Below are 19,542 nucleotides of genomic sequence, written 5' to 3'. Positions count from 1 at the left end.
GGCGGGGATAACAGGGCGGCCGTCAGAGGCAGGGCGAGAAGGGCCGCCCCGACCCTTGTGAAAGCGGTCTTGAGCATGCGCATGGTGCTCCTGGTCAGGCGGGGTTGAGGGTGGGATCGCCCGGCTCGATGACGAAGGAGCCGGAGGTGTAGGCCGGGGCGTACGGCTCGGTGACGCGCGCCAGCGAGCGGAAGTCGACCTTCATCTCGCTCTCGGTGATCCGGGTCCGTACGTAACCGCGCCGGCCGTTGAAGAACTTGACGTGCGGGTTCTCCTGCAGCAGGACGGTTGTGTCGGGGTATTCGTCCAGGCCGTCGCCCGCGCTCGTCACCGAGGTGGTGACCAGCTCGACGGCCACCGACTTGGACTCGGGGTCCTGGTAGTCGCGCTTGACCTCGCCGGCCCAGTGGGAGTGCACGTCTCCGGTGAGCACGACCGCGTTGCGCTTGTAGGTGTCGATGGCGGCGGTCAGCCGGTTGCGGGAGGCGACGTAGCCGTCCCAGCCCTCGTTGGAGTAGCCCTTGCCCTCGCCGTTCGTCCAGTCCATCTCCATGAAGAAGACCTGCTGGCCGAGCAGGTCCCAGGTGGCGGCCGAGTCCTTCAGCTCCTTGTCCAGCCAGGACTCCTGCTCGCTGCCGAGGATGGTCCTGTTGGGCTCGAAGCGCTCCATGCAGTCGGGGCCGACCGTGCCGCTCTTGCCGGTGCAGGCGTACAGGTCGCGGTACTGGCGGGTGTCGAGCAGGTGCAGGTTGGCGACCGCGCCCCAGCGGATGCTGCGGTACAGGTGCAGGTACGCCCCGTCGGGCTTTTGGGCGCGGCGCAGCGGCATGTTCTCGTAGTACGCCTGGAACGCGGCCGCCCGGCGCTCGAGGAACGGCGGGTCGGGCTGCTCGGGCACGTCGCCGGCCCAGGCGTTCTCGATGTCGTGGTCGTCCCACACCACGACCCAGGGGGCGATGGCGTGCGCCATCTGCGTCTCCGGGTCGGCCTTGTGCTGGGCGTGGCGCAGCCGGTAGCCGGCCAGGTCGAGGCATTCGCCGCCGGCCTGGTCGCGTACGGGGTACTTGTAGTCGCCGTACTCGTAGATGTAGTCGCCGAGGAAGGCGATGAGGTCGGGCTCGTCCTCGGCCATGCGCCGGTAGGGGGTGAACCAGCCGGCCTGGTAGTCGGCGCAGGAGGTGAACGACAGGTTCAGCGCCCTCGTCCTGGTGCCGGGCGCGGGGGCGGTGAGCGTACGGCCGACGGGGCTCAGCTCGTTCGCCGCCTTGAACCGGTAGAAGTACTCCGCGCCGGGCCTGAGCCCTTCCAGCTCCACGTGCACGCTGTGGGCGGACTCGGGCAGGGCCGTCTCGGCGCCGCTTCTCACGATCTTGCGGAAGTTCTCGTCCTCGGCGAGCTGCCATTCGACGGTCACCGGCCGGTCGGGCATGCCGCCGCGGCCGTCGAGCGCGATCGGGTTCATCGCCAGGCGGGTCCACAGGACCACGCCGTCGGGGGTGGGCTCGCCGGAGGCGACGCCGAGCTGGAAGGGGTCGGAGATGGGGGCGCGGCGGGCGGCACGCGCGGGGGTGACCCCCAGCGCGGCGGACATGCCCAGGCTGACGCCCCCGGCGAAAAGAGCACGCCGGGTGATCATGGGGGTCCTCACTTGACGGTGGCGTTGCCTTCGGCGACAGCCTGGTCGGCCGCCTGTTGCGGAGAGAGTTTTCCGAGATACATCTCGTTGAAGATCTGGTTGAGCTTCGTCTCGAACCCGGTGAAGCCGGTCGTGATCGGCAGGGGGAAGGTCGTGCCCTTCGCCTCCTCGGCGAACGGCGTGACGTCGATGCCCTTGGCCTTCCAGAAGTCCACGTAGCCCCGCTCCAGGCCGGTGAGCGCGGGGAAGACGTAGCCCTCGTCGGCCATCATCTTCTGGGGCTCCTGGGTGCCGAGCCAGGTGGCCAGCCGCATCGCCTCTTCGGGGTGCTTGCTCTTGGCGTAGACGGCCTCGGCCAGGCCGTTGAGGTTGACCGCGCGGCCCTGCGGCCCTTTGGGCATGGGCGCGACGCCCACCTCGAACGTCGACTCCGGGGCCACGAACGGCAGCAGCGCGTTGTTGGCGGGGAACATCGCGATCTTGCCCGCCTTGAACATGTCGGTGACCTTGCCGGTGGGCGGGTTGGTCTGGGTGGCGGGCGGCGACACGTGGTGCTTGTTGACCAGGTCCACGCCGAACTGCAGGGCCTGCACGGAGGCGGCGTCGTTGAAGACGTACGTGCCGAACGGCTTGTCGACGAGCTTGCCGCCGTTGGAGGCGATCCAGTTCATCCACTGCGTCTGGTAGTGGTTCCAGGACGCGAAGCCGTACGTCTCGACCTTGTCCGGGTCGAACCCGGCGTCGCCGGGGTGCTTGCCCGCCTCGTCCACGGTCAGCTTGCGCGCCGTCTCCAGCAGGGTGCCGGAGCCGTCGGCGGCCCAGGTGAGCTTGTCCGGCATCTCCACGCCGGCCTTCTTGAACAGGTCCTTGTTGTAGAGCAGGCCGACGATGCCCCAGTCCTTCGGGACGCCGTACATCTTGCCCTCGTACTCGAAGGAGGCGGCGACCGTCGGGTGGTACTTGGCGGTGTCCACCTTGACGGGGGCCAGCACGCCCTTGGTGACGTACTCGGGGAACTGGGTGGGGGTCATCCAGAACACGTCGGGCGCGGTGCCGGCGACCGCGTCGGCGGTGAGCTTCGTCCAGTACTGGTCGTACGGCAGCAGCTCGATCCGCACGTCGATGTCCGGGTTGGCCTTCTCGAAGGCCGCCATCACCTTCTCGTAGCCCACCTTCTGCTGGTCGTCCCAGAGCCGGTAGGTCAAGGTGACCTTCTCGCCGCCGCCGTCGCCGCCGCCGTCTCCCCCGCCCGTTCCGCATGCGGACAGGGCGAGCACGGAGGCGAGTGTGGTGGCGAGCCCTTTGACGAGCACATTGGCGAGCAACGCGCAGCGAATCGGGGGGTTCTTCAGCATTCGCTGACCTCTTCTTGCGGTCTGCGCCTGCCGGAGCAGGCTCACTTGAGGCCGGTGAGGACCACCGACCTGACGATGTACTTCTGGAAGAAGATGAAGATCACGACCATGGGGGCCAGCGCGATGAGGCTGCCGGCCATCATGAGGTGGTAGTCGACGCCGATGCCGTCCTTGAGCGTGGCGATCGCGACGGTGATCACCTTGGTCTCGTCGCCGCTCGTGATGATCAGCGGCCACAGGAAGCTGTTCCAGGACGAGATGATCGTGATGATGGCGAGGGTGCCGAGCGCCAGGCACAGCGGCAGCAGGACGCGCAGCAGGATCGTCAGCGGCCCGGCGCCGTCGATCCTGGCCGCCTCCTCCAGGCCGGCGGTAGCGTCTTGAAGAACTGCCGCATCAGGAAGATGCCGTACGGGGTGCCGAGCACGTACGGGATGAGCAGGCCGTACCAGGTGTTGACGAGGTCGAGCTCCCGCATGATGAGGAACAGCGGGATCATGGTCACCGCGCTCGGCACCATCATCGTGGCCACGAACAGCCAGAACAGCACGTCCCTGCCGCGGAAGCGGAGCCTGGCGAACGCGTACGCGGCGAACGTGGTGAACACGAGCTGCCCGGCGGTCAGCACCGCCGTCATGATCGCGGTGTTGAGTATGAAGCGCGGGAAGTCGCCGGACAGCATGGTGGCCAGGTTGTCCGTGGTCGGCGGCAGGCCGGGCAGCCACGGCGCGGTGGAGCTGAGCTGCGCCTGCGTCTTGAACGCGGTGAGCAGCACCAGCAGGTACGGGAAGACGGAGATGAACGCGCCCGCGACCAGCACGGCATAGAGCAGGGCGCGCCGGATCCTGGCGGTGATGGGAGTCATGACGGCCTCAGCTCAGGTCGTAGGTGGTGCGCTTGCCGAAGAACCTGACCTGCGCCACCGTGACCAGGAAGATGATCACGAAGAGCAGCGTGGACAGCGTGGCGGCGTAACCGAAGTCGAACTGCTTGAACGCGGTCTCGAAGATGCGGAAGTTGAGCACCTCGGTGCTGCGGCTCGGGCCGCCCGCGGTCATCGCGTAGACGGTGTCGAACACCTGGAACGCGCCGATCATGTTCGTCACCATGACGAAGAACATCGTGGGGTTGAGCAGCGGCAGCGTCACCCGCCAGAACCGCTGGGCCGAGGTGGCGCCGTCGATGGCGGCGGCGTCGTGCAGCTCCTTGGGGATGCCCTGCAGCCCGGCCAGGAAGAACAGCATGTTGTAGCCCGTGTACTGCCAGACGCTGACCAGGGCGACGGCGGGCAGCGCCCAGGCCGGGTCGGACAGCCAGTCGGGCCCGGTGATGCCGATCATCGCGAGCGCGCTGTTGATCGCGCCGTCGCGGGGGTCGAAGATCCAGCTCCAGATGAGGGCGAGCACGATCGGCGTGGCCATCCAGGGCACGACGAACAGCGCGCGATAGAACCGCATTCCCGTGATCTTGCGGTCGAGCAGCAGCGCGAGCGCCAGGGCGAGCACGGTCTGCAGCGGGATGCTGAGCAGCACGTAGCCGACGGTGACGCCGAGCGAGTGCCAGGTCTCGCCGTCGCCGATCAGCCTGCGGTAGTTGTCCAGACCGGCGAACTCGGGCGCCGACAGCAGCTCCCAGTCGAACAGGCTGAGCACGATGACGATGACCATGGGCAGCAGCAGGAACGCCACCACCCCGAACAGGCTCGGCCCGATGAACAGGTACGGGTGCCAGCGGCCCCGCCTGCGGGGCGGCCGTTCGGCTCGGCGGGCCAGGCCGGCGGCACCGGCGACACGGCGCTGCGCGGTGCCGCTGGTCATGACGGGTCCGTCGCCGTCGGGACCATGAGCCGCCTGGTCGTCTCCAGGCCCCACTCGTCGAGCGCCGCGATCGGGTCGCTGGATCCGCGCAGCCCGCCCGTGGCCTCGATGTGGGCCGCCCACTCCTCCCTGGCCTCGACCTCGGGCCGCAGGATGATGCAGTCGGGGTCGTTCACCCACCAGCGTGCGTGCAGGAACTCGCGGGCCGCGCCGGTGAGCCGGGCGCCGAGCTGGGAGGGCTGGCTGATGTCGCCGGACTTGGGCAGCAGCGTGGGGGCCATGTCGGGGCTGACCCGCATGATGTCGACCAGCCCGATGCTGGGCAGCATGGGCGCGCCGCAGCCGTGCAGCGTGGCGTCGGGTCCCGCGCCCTTGCGGATGAGCTCCAGGCCCAGCCGGTACGCCGCGATCGGGTCGATGTCCTCGTGCCGCCGCCCGGTCAGCGCCCCGGCGTAGATGTAGTCGAGCTTGAAGTGGCTGATGCCCATCCCGGCCAGCGTGCGGAAGACGTTCACCAGGTGCTCGGCGGCCTCGGGGTGGGTGACGTCGAGGACGGCCAGCTCCTGGTTCCACATGTGGCCGGCGTACGCGCCGCCCACCAGCCAGTCGGGGTGCTCGCGGTGGATGCGGCTGCGGTGGCCGACGAGGAACGGCGCGGTCCAGATCCCGGTCCGCAGGCCGGCCTCGGTGACGGCGTCCACGGCCCGCCGGAGCGAGCCGAACCCGGGCCTGCCCTCCAGCCAGTCGCCGATCTCGGCCTCGTAGCCGTCGTCGATGAGGATCATCTCGGCGCCGACCCCCTCGTGCTCGCAGAGCATGAGGTTGTCGATGACGTCGGTGTCGGTGACCTTGTCCCAGTAGCCGTACCAGGTGCACCACATGGGCGGGACGGCGGGGAAACGCTCCGGCGCGTGGCCGCGCGCCATCTCGTCGGCCCAGGCACGTAACGCCCGGTCGAGGCCGCCCTCGTAGCGGTGGTGGCGTACCGGGCCGTCGGCGGAGACGACCAGCCGGCCGCCCTCCTCGCGGACCCTGATGGAGGGCACCTGCTCGGGGCCGGGCGCCGACCACAGCTCGACCACCCCGCTCTCGCCGCCGTCCGGCTCGATGGCGAGCAGCCCCTCGCCCTGGAAGACGCCGTCGGGGACGGGGGTCTCCGGCCGGTAGGCGAGGATCTGAATCGTCTCGGTGGCCGCCCGGGGCGGCGCGTCGGTCCAGCGGTACCGGCCCGTGGGGCTCCAGGACTGCCAGCCGTGCTCGAAGATCCGAGCGTCTTGAGGGCGGCACCTGACGTCGCCGACGTCCGCGAACGGCATGGGGCTCTCACTTCCTCAGCAACTTACGAAGGAGCGCTTCATTAGTAGCACCGGCTCTCACAGAGGGTCAATGCTCCGATTCCTGCACCATCGGGAGGCCACCGAAGTACACGGGCGCTGACGAGCTGGCATAATGACGCCTTACAGAGGACACCTACATTAAGGACGGTTGATGGCGGACCTACGCGGCGGCGACCTGTCCCGGCTGCGGCAGCTCAACTCCCTGACCGCCATCAGGGCGCTGCGCGGCGCCGGGCCGCTCACCCTGTCGGCGCTGGCAGAGCGCACCGGCCTGTCCCGGCCGTCGATGAAGGAGGTCACCGACGAGCTGATGGCGCTCGGCTGGGTCGAGGAGGTGCCACCGAGCCCCGGCACGATGGGCCGTCCTGCCCGCCGCTACCGGTTCCGCGCCGACAGCGGCCACCTCGTGGGCGTGGACATCGGGGGTCACAACATCCGCGCCGCCGTGTCCGACCTCGACGGGCGGATACTCGCCGAGACCCGGCGCCCGGTCGCGCCCGACGCGCCGCTCGATGAAAGGCTGTCCGCGATCGAGCAGGCCGTCTCCGGGTGCCTGACGCTCAGCCATACGGCGATCTCCGACGTGTGGACGATCTCGGCGGGCACGATCGGCGTCATCGACGTCGAGGGCCACGTCGTCTACTCCGCCGCCGTGCCCGCATGGCGCGATCTCGACCTGGCGGGCAAGCTGCGCGAGATGTTCCCCTGCCAGGTGCTCATCGAGAACGACAGCCGCCTGGCCGCCATGGCCGAGACCAGGCGCGGCGTGGCCAAGGGGGCGAAGGACGTGGTGTTCCTGCACGTCGGCAGGCGCATGGGCGCCGGGCTCATCATCGGCGGCAAGGTGCACCGCGGCTTCGGCGCGGCGGCCGGCGAGATCTCCATGCTGGAGGAGGCGCGCTGGTTCGACGCTCCCGAGCACCTGCAGCGGTGCGCGTCCGTGCCGCCCGGCACGCCGCCGGAGGACGCGGCCGGCCACACGCTGGCCGCCGCCCGTGACGGCGACCCGGTCGCGATCGAGGCCGTCGAGCGTTACGTCGACGACCTCGCCGTGGGCACCGCCGCCATGGTCCTCATCCTCGACCCGCAGATGGTGGTGCTCGGCGGCGGCTTCTCCCGCTCGGCCGACGTGCTGCTCGACCGGCTGCGCGACCGCCTGGAGCGGCGCTGCATGCGGCTGCCCGAGGTGCGCGCGTCGGCGCTCGGCGACGAGTGCGTGGTGGCGGGCGCGATCGACTACGCCGTCGAGCACCTGGACGAGCAGCTCTTCACGCCCGACGCGGGCCCGCTCCCGGTCACCCGCTGACTCCGGTCACGCGCTGAACGGCACGGGGGCCCGTTCAGCCGCATCGGGCAGCCTCAGGACGGGGCCGGCCGGACCGGAGCAGCGGGGCCGGGTCAGTTCGGCTTCGGCCTGGCCGGATCAGCCGCCGGAGATATCGGACTCGGCGTCGCCTTCGGGGACCGGGCAGTCCCACGGGTCGTCGAGCCATCCGTCCGGCAGGTGCACCTTCGGCCGCTCCCCCGACTTGCCGCGCGGCGTGTCGGTGTTGGGCGGCCACGGCTGGTCGCGCTCCAGCTTCGCCAGGCTCTTCGCGCAGCGCGTCGAGCGACTGGGCGGTGGCGAGCTCGCGCCGCAGCTCGCTGCCGACCGTGAAGCCCTTCAAGTACCAGCCGATGTGCTTGCGGAAGTCGGCGATCGCGTAGCGCTCGGTCTCGAAGCTCTCCACCAGCCCCTGGGCGTGGCGGGCCATCACGTCGGCGACCTCGCCCAGCGTCGGGCGGGCCCGCTCGGCGCTGCCGTTGAACGCGTTCTCCAGGTCCTTGAACAGCCACGGCCGCCCGAGGCAGCCGCGCCCGACCACGACGCCGTCGCAGCCGGTGCGCGCCACCATCGCGAGCGCGTCGTCGGCGCACCAGATGTCGCCGTTGCCCAGCACGGGGATCTCCGGCACGGCCTCCTTCAGCCGGGCGATGGCCTCCCAGTCGGCGACGCCGCCGTAGTGCTGCTTGGCCGTGCGGGCGTGCAGCGCGATCGCCGCGACCCCCTCGTCGGCGGCGATCCGTCCGGCGTCGAGGTAGGTCAGGTGGTCGTCGTCGATGCCCTTGCGCATCTTCATCGTCACGGGCAGCGGCCCGGCGTTGGAGACGGCCTCGCGCAGGATGCGCCGCAGCAGGTTCCGCTTGTACGGCAGCGCCGCCCCGCCCCCGCGCCGGGTCACCTTGGGCACCGGGCAGCCGAAGTTGAGATCGATGTGGTCGGCGAGGTCCTCGTCCACGATCATCCGGACCGCCTTGCCGACGACGACGGGATCGACGCCGTAGAGCTGGATGCTCCTCGGCCGCTCCGACTCGGCGAACCTGATCATCCGCATCGTCTTCGGATGGCGCTCGACCAGGGCCCGCGTGGTGATCATCTCGCAGACGAAAAGCCCCGCGCCCTGCTCCCGGCAGAGCACCCGGAACGGCGCGTTCGTGATGCCCGCCATCGGCGCCAGCACCACCGGGGGCCACACCCCGATCGGCCCAATCTTCACCCCGTCAGTTGTAGCGCAGGTCAGGCCGTAACCGGTATTCCGCCCGATAGTCTGTGATCAGCATCGTCGGTTGAGGGGGATGGATGCTTCTTCGCGTACGCCTCACGCTGCCCGACAGGCCGGGCTCGCTGGCGCAGGTGACCAAGGCCCTGGGCGCCGCCGGGGCCGACATCACGCAGGTGACCGTGCTCGACAGGGGCGACGGCCGGGCGGTCGACGACATCACGATCTTCAGCCCCGAGAGCACGTCCAGGCAAGATCTGGCCAAATCCCTGGAGAGCATCGACGGCGTGAGCGTCGACGGCATCTGGCCCACACGCGAGGCGCCGGGCACCTACCCCGAGCTGGAGATACTCAAATACATCACCACCGCGGGCGACCGCGCGCTGACCACGCTGATCGACTCGCTGCCGGTGCTGTTCAGCGCCGACTGGGCGGCCACCGCCGCCGAGGGCCGCATCGTGTACGCGAGCTGGCGCGCGCCCGAAGACTTCACCCTCCCCGCCGACGTGCAGGCCCGGCCGACGGCGCTGACCATCGAGGGCGGCCCCCACCTGATCCACGCGCCGCTGCCGCCGCTGGCGCTCTCCCTGCTGCTCGGCCGCAGCGAGGGCCCGGCCTTCCACCGCATCGAGGTCCACCGGCTCACGCGGATCCTGGAGATCTTCCTGAGCCTCCCGGCGACCGAGCGAAGCGTGGCCCGCCAGCTCCGCAAGTAAGCATCCGGTCCGAAAACGCGCTATTGTTAACCACGCAACAGCGCGGAAGTGGCTCAGGGGTAGAGCATCACCTTGCCAAGGTGAGGGTCGCGGGTTCGAATCCCGTCTTCCGCTCGGAGAGGGGTTTGACCTCGGTGGCGTGGCCGAGAGGCGAGGCAGCGGCCTGCAAAGCCGTCCACACGGGTTCAAATCCCGTCGCCACCTCGATGGACGATTAGCTCAGCGGGAGAGCGCTTCCCTGACACGGAAGAGGTCACTGGTTCAATCCCAGTATCGTCCACCACGCGAAAGCCCCCGGCCGTCTGGCCGGGGGCTTTCGCGTGTGTGCGCCTCACTGTCCGCAAGGCACCTTCCCGAGCGCACCTCACCACCACGTCGAACGGGTCCGCGCGCGAGGCGCCCCTGACGGAAAGCCGTGCGCGGGGCTTCCGCGGGCGCGCTCGCCACCTCCTGACGGGGCGCTGTGCGCAAGGCGCCCGACGGGGCCGTGCACGAGACCTCCGCGGGAGCGCGCTCACGACCCCCAAGGCCGCACACCCCGACCACCCGCAAGGTCTCCGCGGGCGCGCATCACGGCGTGGCGAGGCGTCCGGCGGTCGAAGGTCACCTACCGACGCGGGCCCGCGCCCGAGGTCACTGGCCGGCGCGGGCCTGCGTGCGAGGTCACTGGCCGGCGCGGGCCCGCGCCCGAGGTCACTGGCCGGCGCGGGCCCGCGTGCGAGGTCACTGGCCGGCGAGGCCGGTGTGCGCGACGCCGCGGATGATCTGCCGCTGGAACAGCACGAACACGACCAGGAGCGGCAGCCCGGCCAGCACCACCGAGGCCATGATCTGCGCGTACCGCAGGCCGAAGGTGCCCTGCACGACGTTCGCCAGGCCCACCGGCAGCGTCATCGTGTTCGGGTCGGTGGAGACCAGGAACGGCCAGAGGAAGTTGTTCCAGGTGTTGATGAACGTGAAGATCGACACCGCCGCCAGCACCGGCCGCGACAGCGGCAGCACGATCGTGAAGAACACCCGCCACCGCCCGGCACCGTCCACGAACGCCGCCTGTTCGAGCTCCTCCGGCACGTCCTGGAAGAACTTCACCAGGATGTAGACGATCAGCGGCGCGGCCACCTGCGGCAGGATGATCGCCCACCAGGTGTCCACCAGGCCGAAGGCGACCATCTCGGCGAACAGCGGCGCGATGAGCACCTGCGGCGGCACCATGATGCCGGCCAGGATGATCCCGAGCAGCACCCGCTGCCCCTTGAACTGCGTGCGCGCGAACCCGTAGGCCGCCATCGCCGAGAACAGCACGGTCATGAACGTCACCACCACCGCGGTGACCGTCGAGTTGACCGCCCACTTGACGATGCCGCCGGTGCCGAGCACCAGCTCGTACGACTCGAACGTGATCCTGCTGCCGAACCACTCCAGCGGCAGCTTCGTGGTCTCCGACTCCGGTTTGAGCGACGTGGCCACCGCCCAGGCGATCGGGGCGAGCCACAGGACCGCCAGCACCAGCGCGGCGACCAGCAGGACGAACTGGCTGAAGCTGAACCGCCTGGTCACGACGCGGCCTCCTCGCGCTTGCGGAACAGCCGGAGCTGCACCAGGGAGACGATGACGATGATCACGAACAGGATGTACGACACGGCCGAGGCGTAGCCCGTGCGGTAGCCGGTGAAGCCGATGTCGTAGGCGTACTCGATGATGGAGCGGGTGGCGTCCTCGGGGCCGCCGCCGGTCATCAGGTAGATCTGGTCGAAGACCTTCAGCGAGGCCACCAGCTGCAGCACCACGATGAGCGCCGTGGTGCGGCGCAGCAGCGGCAGGGTGATCGAGCGCAGCTTGTCCCAGGCGTCGGCGCCGTCGATCGAGGCGGCCTCGTACAGGTGCTGCGGGATCGACTGCAGCGCGGCGAGATAGAGCAGGAAGTTGAAGCCGACCGTCCACCACACGGTGGTCAGCACCACCGACCACATGGCCATCGACGGATCGCCCAGCCAGACGATGTCGATGCCGAGCGTGCCGTTGATGAGGCCGTACTCGGGCGGGTAGATCATCTGCAGCCACAGGATCGACACCACGGCCGACGGCAGCAGGAACGGCCCGAAGAACGACAGCCGCCACAGCCACTGCATGAAGCGCAGGTGGTGCACCAGCAGCGCGAGCGCCAGGCCGAGCAGCACCAGCGGGATCGTGCTGAGCACGGTGAAGACCAGCGTGTTCCACAGCGAGCGCCACATGCGCGGGTCGGCGAACGCCTCGGCGTAGTTGGCGAAGCCGATGAAGTGGTCGTTGGTGCCGGCGACGTTGACGCTGGACATGCTCATCTTGAAGCCGAGCAGCGTCGGCCAGATGAGGAAGATCGTGTAGATGAGCAGGAACGGGGCCACGAACAGCAGGCCGTGCTCCGTCCAGCCGCGCCGGACCTTCGATTTCACGGCGGCGACGGCGCTCGCGGGAGGCGCGACGGTGGCGGTCATGAGCGCTCCTCGGCGGGGAAGGGGTTCGGGGCCGTCATCAGCCGGTCGAGCGCCGCCTTGGCGGCGGCCAGGCCGTCCTCGGGGCTGCGTTCGCCGCTGAGGACGGGCGAGAACGCGCCGCCGAACTCGATCCACAGGCGCGAGGCCGACCCGGTGAACCACACCTGCGGGTCCAGCGCGACCTCCGTGATGACCGAGCGGTACTCCGACTGCGGGTGCAGCGCCAGGTAGTCGGGCTCTTCGAGCGCGGGCAGGTAGGCGGGCACGTGCCCGGCGACCGCCCAGTCGGCGCTGTTCTTGACCAGGTAGGCGATGAAGCGGTAGGTGGCCCGCTCGATCTCGGGGTCCCGGCTGCGCTGGTGGGGCAGGACGAACGCGTGGCAGTCGGCCTGCGCCGCGCCGGTGCCGAAGACGTTGGGGAAGCGGGTCATGCTGAACGGCGTGCCGCGCTCCTTCAGGCCGGTGGTCTCCCAGTCGCCGTTCCACAGGAACGCCGCCTCGCCGTTGGTGAACTTGGCGACGGAGGCGCCGTAGTCGGTGCGCGGGTCGCACAGCCCTTCCGTGCCGAGCCGCTGCATCAGCCGCAGCGCGTCCAGGGCCTTGGCGTCGTCGATGGCGATCGCGGTGTTGTCGGGCGTCAGCAGCGCGCCGCCGCTTTGCGAGTAGAGCGTCCACCACACTCGCCAGGGGCCCACCGTGCCCAGGCCGAGCGCGTCCATGGTGAGCGGCGGCTTGCCGCCCATCGCCTCCTTGGCCTTGGTCAGCGCGGCGATCAGCTCGTCCACGCCCGTGGTGGGCCGCAGCTTGCCGTCCTCGCCGAGCAGCCCGGCCTTCTCGCAGATGTCGGTGTTGTAGTAGAGCACCATCGGGTGGGCGTCGAGCGGGATGGCGTACAGCACGCCGTCGAGGTGCGCCCGCTGCCAGATGGGCGGGCTGAAGTCGGCGGCCTTCAGGCCGACCTCCGCCAGCAGGTCCAGGTTGATCGGGTCCAGGATGCGCCCGGCGCCGATGCCGGCCAGCCGGGAAAGGTGGAACGTGGCCAGGTCGGGCGAGCGCCCGCCGGCCCGGCCATGGCGATCTTCGTGTAGTAGGGCTCGCCCCACTGGAGCACGTTCTCCTCGACGAAGATGTCCGGGTGCTCCTTGCCGAACGCCCGGACCATCCCGTTCATCGTGATGCCGTCGCTGGCGCCGAGGAAGTGCCAGTACCGGATGCGGGTCTGGGAGGAGCCGAACCCCACGGGGAGCGCGCATCCCGACGCTGCGGCGGCGACGAGGGCGAGGCCGCCGCCTAGAAGGTGCCGGCGGTTGATGTCAGGGGGACCGTGCACTGGATGGGCCTCTTCCTTGCACCGGGTTGTTTCGCTGACAGTGCTGACAGTTCTGGCGACGAAAGAAGGATTCAGGGCAGCCGAGCGGCGCCTCCGCGCGGAGGCGGACATGGCGGGCCGTCCGGGTCGCGGAAGGCCGCCGCGCGTGCCCCGCGTTTCAGCGGGGTTACCCGAGTGTTAGCGGTAACAAGAAACCTGTCAAGACCCAGCGGGCAACCGCTTTCCCGCTCTTGACCTGGGACGTTGATAACGCTAACAATCGGGAAACGCGTAACGTCACGGAAATATCAGGGAGTCGCCTCCGTGCACCAGGCCACCATCACTCTCGACCCGGCTTTCAAGGTCGCCCCCGTACGCCGCCGCACGTTCGGCGCGTTCGTGGAGCACCTCGGGCGGTGCGTCTACACCGGCATATACGAGCCGGACCATCCGCTGGCCGACGACGACGGCTTCCGGCGTGACGTGCTCGAGCTGACCAGGGAGCTGGGCGTGTCCACCGTCCGCTACCCGGGCGGCAACTTCGTCTCCGGCTACCGCTGGGAGGACGGCATCGGCCCTAAGGAACAGCGGCCCCGCCGGCTCGACCTGGCCTGGCACAGCACGGAGACCAACGAGGTCGGCGTGGACGAGTTCGTCCGCTGGTGCCGCAAGGCCGGTGTGGAGCCCATGATGGCGCTCAACCTCGGCACGCGCGGCATCGCCGAGGCGCTCGACCTGCTCGAATACTGCAACCACCCGTCCGGCACGGCCCTGTCGGACCTGCGCGTCGCCAACGGCGCCAAGGAGCCGCACGGCATCAGGATGTGGTGCCTGGGCAACGAGATGGACGGCCCCTGGCAGACCGGGCACAAGACCGCCCGCGAGTACGGCCGGCTGGCCGCCGAGACCGCCCGCGCGATGCGCATGGTGGACCCGTCGCTGGAGCTGGTGGCGTGCGGCTCGTCCAGCTCCAGCATGCCCACGTTCGGCGCATGGGAGGCGGAGGTGCTGGAGGAGGCGTACGAGCTGGTCGACTTCATCTCCTGCCACGCCTACTACGAAGAGCGCGACGGCGACCTCGGCAGCTTCCTGGCCAGCGACACCGACATGCAGTACTTCATCTCGTCGGTCGTGGCCACCGCCGACCACGTCGGGGCGCGGCTGAAGTCGCGCAAGCGGATCAACATCTCCTTCGACGAGTGGAACGTCTGGTACCAGTCGCGCTTCAAGGACGCCGGCACCCCCGAGGACTGGCCGGTCGCCCCGCGGCTGCTGGAGGACCACTACCACCTGGCCGACGCGGTGACGTTCGGCGGGCTGCTGATCACGCTGCTGCGCAACAGCGACCGGGTGACGGCCGCGTCGCTGGCCCAGCTCGTCAACGTGATCGCGCCCATCATGACCGAGCCGGGCGGGCGGGCCTGGCGGCAGACGACGTTCCACCCGTTCGCGCAGACCTCCCGGTACGCCACGGGCGACGTGCTCCGGGTGGAGCCGGTCTCCCCCGTCTACGAGACGAAGGCGTACGGCGAGGTGCCGCTGGTGCACGCGGTGGCCACGCACGGCGAGGACGGCACGACGCTGTTCGCCGTCAACCGGTCGATGGACGGGCCGCTGTCGCTGGAGATCGACGCGCGGGCGCTGGGCGCGGTGCGGGTGGCCGAGGCGACCACGATGACCGACCCCGACGTCTACGCCCGCAACACCGCCGACGAGCCCGACCGGGTGGCGCCCAGGCCGAACCCGGACGTCGAGCAGGAACCGCTGCGCGTGCTGCTGCCGCCGGTCTCCTGGAACGTCATCCGCCTGACGACCTCCTGAGCCATCCGCCTGACGACCTCGTGGAGCCATCCGCCTGATGCCCGCCTGAGCCGCTTGGCTCTGGGCGGGCGCCGGCTCGGCCGGGCGTTCCCCAGCCCCGGACAGGCGGGTGCCGGGCTCAGGCGCGGGCGGTGCTGTCGCGGACGACGAGCTCCGGCTCGACCAGGCGGCGGCTCTCGGGCTCCGCGCCCGCCATGCGGTCGAGCAGCATGTGGAAGGCGTGCCGGCCGACCTCGCGGAAGTCCTGGCGGACGGTGGTCAGCGGCGGCCAGAAGTACGCGGCCTCGGGGATGTCGTCGAAGCCCGCCACGCTGACGTCCTCGGGCACCCGCTTGCCCGCCTCGCGCAGCGCGCGCAGCACGCCGAGCGCCATCTGGTCGTTGGCCACGAACACGGCCGTGAGGTCGGGCTCCTCGGCCAGGCGGCGGCCGAGCTGGTAGCCGGAGCGCGCGCTCCAGTCGCCGCGCAGCACGCCGGGCACCGGGCGTCCCGCGGACTCCAGCACGCCGCGCCAGCCGTCGATGCGGCCGTTGGCGTCGAGCCAGTCGGCCGGGCCCGCGACGTGCCACACGGTGTGGTGCCCGAGGTCGAGCAGGTGGCGGGTGACGCGGGCGGCTCCGGCGACCTGGTCGACCTTCGCCACCGGGACGGGGATGTCGTCGGCGGCGTCGACCGCGACGACGGGCATCTCGGGAGGCAGGTGGCGCAGCCCGTTGACGGCCGACTCGTGCGGCGCGACGATGATCACGCCGTCGACCCCCTGGGTGCGCAGCCGCTGCAGGCCCTCCTCCATGGAGGTGCGGTTGAGCGAGCTGAGGCTGGCGATGCTGACGTTGTAGCCGGCGTTCCTGGCGGCCTGCTCGATGCAGTAGAGCGTCGTGGCCGGGCCGTAGAGCGTGGTGTCGATGCTGACCACGCCGAGCACACCTGAGCGCCCGGTGACGAGCTGGCGGGCCGCCTGGTTGGGGCGGTAGTCCAGCTCGCGCACGGCGGCCAGGACACGGGCCCTGGTCTCGGCGCGGACGCGATCGGGTGTGTTGAGCACCCGCGAGACGGTCATGGTGGAGACACCGGCCAGCACGGCGACGTCCATGAGCACCGCAGGCCGGCCGGGCTTGCTTTTCACCGCGGCTCACCCCCTTAGCGGTAACGCTAACAGGCCGGGCGGGCGAGCGCGCGATCTCAGCGGTCGCGTCAAGGGTGTCGTCAGGGCGCTTGATCGGTGGCCGGCCGGACGTTCTCAGCTAACTGCCAGGAACGGACAGTAATCTTCTTCCGCATGAACGTGCCGAGGAAGATGGACAACGCGCTGGTCACGGCCCTGACACGAGGCGTGCCCCGGCGTCCGGGCCCTGCCCCCGCCGGGAGGTGCGGCCGGTGAGGATCCGCTACCTCATGCTCGACGCGTACGGGGTGGGCGGCACGGTCAAGACCGTGGTCAACCAGGCGAACGCGATGGCCGCCGCCGGGCACGACGTCGAGCTGGTCAGCCTGGTACGCCGCCGCGACCGCCTGCACTTCGCCGTCGATCCCCGCATCACCGTCACCACTCTGGTCGATCAGCGCGCCTGCCGGCGGCCCGACTCGCTGGCCCGCAGGGCGTGGCGGCGGGTGCGCGGCAAGGTCGTGCCGCGCGGCGAGTTCGCGGCCGGGTACTTCACCGAGCGGGTGGAGTGGGCCGCGATGGAGTACTGCTCGGGGCTGCGGGACGGCGTCCTGGTCACCAGCCGGCCCGCGCTCAGCCTGATCGCCGCCCGCCGCGCCCGCAAGCCGGTGATCAAGGTGGCGCAGGAGCACATGAACCTGTCGGCGTACCCCGAGACGATCCGCAAGGAGATCGCCCGCCACTACGGCGCGCTCGACGCGGTCACGGTGCTGACGCGGGCCAACATGCAGGACTACCAGCGCCTGCTGCCGGGCACCCCGATCGTGCGCATCCCCAACGCCGTCGCGAGGGCCGACCGCAAGCGGTCCCGGCAGACCGAGCCGGTCGTGATCGCGTCCGGGCGGCTGGTGCCGCAGAAGGGGTTCGATCTGCTGATCAAGGCGTTCGCGCGGGTGGTGGCCGAGCATCCGCAGTGGCGGCTGCGCATCTTCGGCGCCGGACCGCGCCAAGGAGAGCTGGCGGGCCTCATCGAGCAGTACGGGCTCGGCGAGCACGTGTCGCTGCCCGGCCACACCGCGCGCATGCACCAGGAGCTGGCCGGGGCGTCCCTGTACGCGCTCAGCTCCCGGTACGAGGGCCTGCCCATGACGATGATCGAGGCGATGACGCATGCGCTGCCGGTCGTCGCGTTCGACTGCCCGACCGGGCCCGGCGACGTGCTGACCGACGGGGTGGACGGCCTGCTGGTGCCGCCGGAGGACGTGGACGCGTTCGCCGCCGCGCTGAACCGGCTGATCGGCGACCGCGAGCTGCGGGTGCGCATGGGCAAGGAGGCGCAGGAGACCTCGCGGGCGTACGCGGCCGAGCACGTGATGCCGCTGTGGGAGGACCTGTTCTCGGAGCTGGCGGCGGGCGAACGGATCTCGGACACGTTCTGGCCGAGCCGCTGAGCCGAGTGGCCTGGACGGCCCGGCGGCTCCCCTCGCAGCCCGGCCCGACCCGCTGACCTGGCTCCCCTCGCAGCCCGGCCCGACCCGCTCACCGGCTCCCCTCACAGCCCGGCCCGACCCGCTCACCGGCCTCCCGGTGGCCTCTTATGGCCCGCTGAGCGGCTACCCCACGGCTTTCCCCGAAAAGATTTACCTTCCCTTTTCCCCGGAAATATCGGGGTTTCCGGATGAGTCTGCACAAAATCTGCCTCATTTCGGCAAAAGCAGGCCCAAGAGGGCGGCACTCTGTCCGCATGCGTGACCGGAAAGTTTTTCTGACCGCCATGGCAGGCGCACTTGCCCTGGTCACGGGGCTCACGGCGCCCGCCGAGGCCACCACCGCGACCTCCAATGCGGCCGTCACCGAGGCCTCCTCCAACCTGGCTCCCGCCCTCAACCCGGACGCCCCCGCCGTTTACGGCAGGGCCGCGTACCTGATGGACGCGAGCTCCGGCGACGTGCTGCTCGACAAGGCCGGCGACAAGCGCATGCCGATCGCCAGCCTCACCAAGACCATGACCGCCTACGTCGTGCTGAAGACCGCCAAGCCCACCGACGTGGTGCGGATCACGGCCGCGGACGTCGAGTACGCGGAGGACGGCGGCGGCACCACCGCCGGCCTGCGGCCCGGCGACCGCCTCACGGTCGGCGAGCTGCTGTACGGCCTGATGCTGCCCTCGGGGGCCGACGCCGCACACGCGCTGGCCCGCACGTACGGACCCGGCGTCAAGGGCTTCGTCGCCAAGATGAACGCCACCGCCCGCGAGCTGGGCTTGAAGGACACCGAGTACGTCAACGCCGACGGCCTGCCCACCCCCAGGGGCGACGGCTACTCCACGGCCAGGGACCAGGCCGTGCTGGCCGCCGCCGCGCTGAAGGTGCCGCTCATCCGCAAGGTCGCCGGGACCCGCCGGCACTACGTCGACGCCAATGACGAGCACCGCTCGTACCTGTGGCGCAACACCAACCGCCTGATCGGCGACACCGACGCGATCGGCCTGAAGACGGGCTTCACCCGGGCGGCGGGCTACTGCCTGGCGTTCGCGACCGAGCGCGACGGCCGCCTGCTGGTGGGCGTGCTGCTCGACGAGTCGAGCTCCAGCCGCCGCTTCAGCACCGCCGAGAACCTGCTCGACTGGGGCGCCGCCCAGCGACGCGCCTGACCCCGGCACTCACGTACCCGCCGAGGAACACCGCACCCCCCGACCGCCCAAGGACCGACGTGCGGGACCGACGGACTCGCGGGAGCCTGCAACAGCCCATCCCGAAGGACCGCAGCCCGCATAGACCTGAAGGGGTCAGCGGACGCCTCGGGGGCGGAACTGGATGCTGATGCGGGGCCCGGCAGGCCGGTTGGTCTTGGGGATGGCGTGCTCCCACGTCCGCTGGCAGCTTCCGCCCATCACGATGAGGTCGCCGTGGCCGAGGTCGTGGCGGATGGAGGGCCCGCCCCCGCGCGGGCGGAGCATGAGCGAGCGCGGGTCGCCGACCGAGAGGATCGCGACCATGGTGTCCTCGGTGCTGCCCCGGCCGATCGTGTCGCCGTGCCAGGCCACGCTGTCGCGGCCGTCGCGGTAGAAGCAGAGCCCGGCGGTGCGGAACGGCTCGCCCAGCTCCTCGCCGTAGTAGGCGTCGAGCGCGCGACGGGCGTCGTCGAGCACCGGGTCGGGCAGCGTCTCGCCCTCGCCGTAGAACGCGAGCAGGCGCGGCACGTCGACGACGCGGTCGTACATGCGCCGCCGCTCGGCCTGCCAGGGCACCTGCTCGGCCAGCCGCTCGAACAGCGTGTCGGCGCCGCTCAGCCAGCCCGGCCGCAGGTCGATCCAGGCGCCGTGGCCGAGGTGAGTGCGGCGGACGGCGCCCGCCAGCGGCCCGAGCCCGAGCTCCTCGCCGAAGGAGAGCAAAGATGCTTGGAACGCGGCTGTCATGAAGCCGAGTCTAC

The 19,542-nt window shown here is 70.5% G+C and carries 17 protein-coding genes and 3 tRNA genes; 8 read left to right on the top strand and 12 right to left on the bottom strand.

The window, feature by feature from the left end; genetic code table 11:
* Positions 1-94: 94 nt before the first annotated feature.
* Genes WBK31_RS07300 through WBK31_RS07275 form a run of 6 tightly spaced genes read right to left on the bottom strand, consistent with a single transcriptional unit; the run spans position 95 to position 6,124 of the window.
* Positions 95-1,636, bottom strand: coding sequence for an alkaline phosphatase D family protein (locus WBK31_RS07300; RefSeq protein WP_364066288.1), 1,542 nt, complete (start codon positions 1,634-1,636; stop codon positions 95-97).
* An 8-nt stretch (positions 1,637-1,644) separates the two neighbouring features.
* The gene (locus WBK31_RS07295; protein WP_378784189.1) at positions 1,645-2,991 is read right to left on the bottom strand and encodes an ABC transporter substrate-binding protein; all 1,347 of its coding nucleotides are present in this window, start codon (positions 2,989-2,991) and stop codon (positions 1,645-1,647) included.
* Positions 2,992-3,032: 41 nt separating this feature from the next.
* A complete protein-coding gene (locus WBK31_RS07290) occupies positions 3,033-3,320 on the bottom strand; it encodes a hypothetical protein (RefSeq protein ID WP_406675458.1) in 288 nt (95 codons plus the stop codon).
* Positions 3,317-3,856 (bottom strand): carbohydrate ABC transporter permease, encoded by a 540-nt coding sequence (locus WBK31_RS07285; RefSeq protein WP_406674518.1) that lies wholly within the window; start codon positions 3,854-3,856, stop codon positions 3,317-3,319. The genes WBK31_RS07290 and WBK31_RS07285 overlap by 4 nt, the downstream gene beginning before the upstream one ends.
* 7 nt (positions 3,857-3,863) lie before the next feature.
* Complete coding sequence (locus WBK31_RS07280) at positions 3,864-4,808, bottom strand: sugar ABC transporter permease (RefSeq protein WP_364066295.1); 945 nt, start codon at positions 4,806-4,808, stop codon at positions 3,864-3,866.
* The gene (locus WBK31_RS07275) at positions 4,805-6,124 is read right to left on the bottom strand and encodes a glycoside hydrolase family 36 protein (RefSeq protein WP_406674517.1); all 1,320 of its coding nucleotides are present in this window, start codon (positions 6,122-6,124) and stop codon (positions 4,805-4,807) included. The genes WBK31_RS07280 and WBK31_RS07275 overlap by 4 nt, the downstream gene beginning before the upstream one ends.
* Before the next feature lie 172 nt (positions 6,125-6,296).
* On the opposite strand from WBK31_RS07275, the gene WBK31_RS07270 reads away from it, so the two are divergent.
* A complete protein-coding gene (locus WBK31_RS07270) occupies positions 6,297-7,451 on the top strand; it encodes an ROK family protein (protein WP_406674516.1) in 1,155 nt (384 codons plus the stop codon).
* Positions 7,452-7,485: 34 nt separating this feature from the next.
* Here WBK31_RS07270 and dusB read toward each other — a convergent pair whose 3' ends face one another.
* Complete coding sequence (gene dusB, locus WBK31_RS07265; RefSeq protein WP_406674515.1) at positions 7,486-8,682, bottom strand: tRNA dihydrouridine synthase DusB; 1,197 nt, start codon at positions 8,680-8,682, stop codon at positions 7,486-7,488.
* 83 nt (positions 8,683-8,765) lie between these two features.
* Here dusB and WBK31_RS07260 point away from each other — a divergent pair, with 83 nt between their 5' ends.
* The 4 genes from WBK31_RS07260 (at position 8,766) to WBK31_RS07245 (ending at position 9,684) form a co-directional block, all read left to right on the top strand.
* Positions 8,766-9,401, top strand: coding sequence for an ACT domain-containing protein (locus WBK31_RS07260; protein ID WP_378784195.1), 636 nt, complete (start codon positions 8,766-8,768; stop codon positions 9,399-9,401).
* A gap of 42 nt (positions 9,402-9,443) precedes the next feature.
* Positions 9,444-9,515 (top strand) — tRNA-Gly (locus tag WBK31_RS07255).
* A gap of 19 nt (positions 9,516-9,534) precedes the next feature.
* Positions 9,535-9,605, top strand: a tRNA-Cys gene (locus tag WBK31_RS07250).
* Positions 9,606-9,609: 4 nt separating this feature from the next.
* A tRNA-Val gene (locus WBK31_RS07245) sits at positions 9,610-9,684 on the top strand.
* A 440-nt stretch (positions 9,685-10,124) separates the two neighbouring features.
* On the opposite strand, the gene WBK31_RS07240 is transcribed toward WBK31_RS07245, so the two are convergent.
* The 3 genes from WBK31_RS07240 to WBK31_RS07230 are packed head-to-tail and all read right to left on the bottom strand — an operon-like array spanning position 10,125 to position 12,978.
* Entirely contained in the window at positions 10,125-10,958 is an 834-nt protein-coding gene (locus WBK31_RS07240; protein ID WP_364066307.1) for a carbohydrate ABC transporter permease, read from the bottom strand.
* Positions 10,955-11,875 (bottom strand): carbohydrate ABC transporter permease, encoded by a 921-nt coding sequence (locus WBK31_RS07235; RefSeq protein WP_378784196.1) that lies wholly within the window; start codon positions 11,873-11,875, stop codon positions 10,955-10,957. Before WBK31_RS07235 ends, WBK31_RS07240 begins: the two co-directional genes overlap by 4 nt.
* Entirely contained in the window at positions 11,872-12,978 is a 1,107-nt protein-coding gene (locus WBK31_RS07230) for an extracellular solute-binding protein (RefSeq protein WP_406674514.1), read from the bottom strand. Before WBK31_RS07230 ends, WBK31_RS07235 begins: the two co-directional genes overlap by 4 nt.
* 530 nt (positions 12,979-13,508) lie before the next feature.
* Here WBK31_RS07230 and WBK31_RS07225 point away from each other — a divergent pair.
* Complete coding sequence (locus WBK31_RS07225) at positions 13,509-15,005, top strand: alpha-N-arabinofuranosidase (protein ID WP_364066314.1); 1,497 nt, start codon at positions 13,509-13,511, stop codon at positions 15,003-15,005.
* Positions 15,006-15,123: 118 nt separating this feature from the next.
* Here WBK31_RS07225 and WBK31_RS07220 read toward each other — a convergent pair whose 3' ends face one another.
* Positions 15,124-16,098 carry a LacI family DNA-binding transcriptional regulator gene (locus WBK31_RS07220; protein ID WP_364066703.1) on the bottom strand — a complete coding sequence of 325 codons (975 nt, stop codon included), beginning with the start codon at positions 16,096-16,098 and terminating at the stop codon, positions 15,124-15,126.
* 284 nt (positions 16,099-16,382) lie between these two features.
* Between WBK31_RS07220 and WBK31_RS07215 the strand changes: the two genes are divergently transcribed.
* Both WBK31_RS07215 and WBK31_RS07210 read left to right on the top strand, forming a co-directional pair.
* A complete protein-coding gene (locus WBK31_RS07215) occupies positions 16,383-17,561 on the top strand; it encodes a glycosyltransferase family 4 protein (protein ID WP_406674513.1) in 1,179 nt (392 codons plus the stop codon).
* Positions 17,562-17,884: 323 nt separating this feature from the next.
* Positions 17,885-18,763, top strand: a complete 879-nt coding sequence (locus tag WBK31_RS07210; protein WP_378784199.1) for a D-alanyl-D-alanine carboxypeptidase family protein — start codon at positions 17,885-17,887, stop codon at positions 18,761-18,763.
* Between the two features lie 135 nt (positions 18,764-18,898).
* Here the strand turns inward: WBK31_RS07210 and WBK31_RS07205 are convergent, their stop codons facing one another.
* Positions 18,899-19,528 (bottom strand): alpha-ketoglutarate-dependent dioxygenase AlkB, encoded by a 630-nt coding sequence (locus WBK31_RS07205; protein WP_364066320.1) that lies wholly within the window; start codon positions 19,526-19,528, stop codon positions 18,899-18,901.
* Between the last annotated feature and the right edge of the window lie 14 nt (positions 19,529-19,542).

Origin of the sequence: Nonomuraea sp. N2-4H (assembly GCF_045291505.1) — a bacterium.
GTDB classification, from domain to species: Bacteria; Actinomycetota; Actinomycetes; order Streptosporangiales; family Streptosporangiaceae; genus Nonomuraea; species Nonomuraea fastidiosa.
Note: the sequence above shows the minus strand (reverse complement) of the source record. Positions and strands in the feature narration are given on the sequence as shown.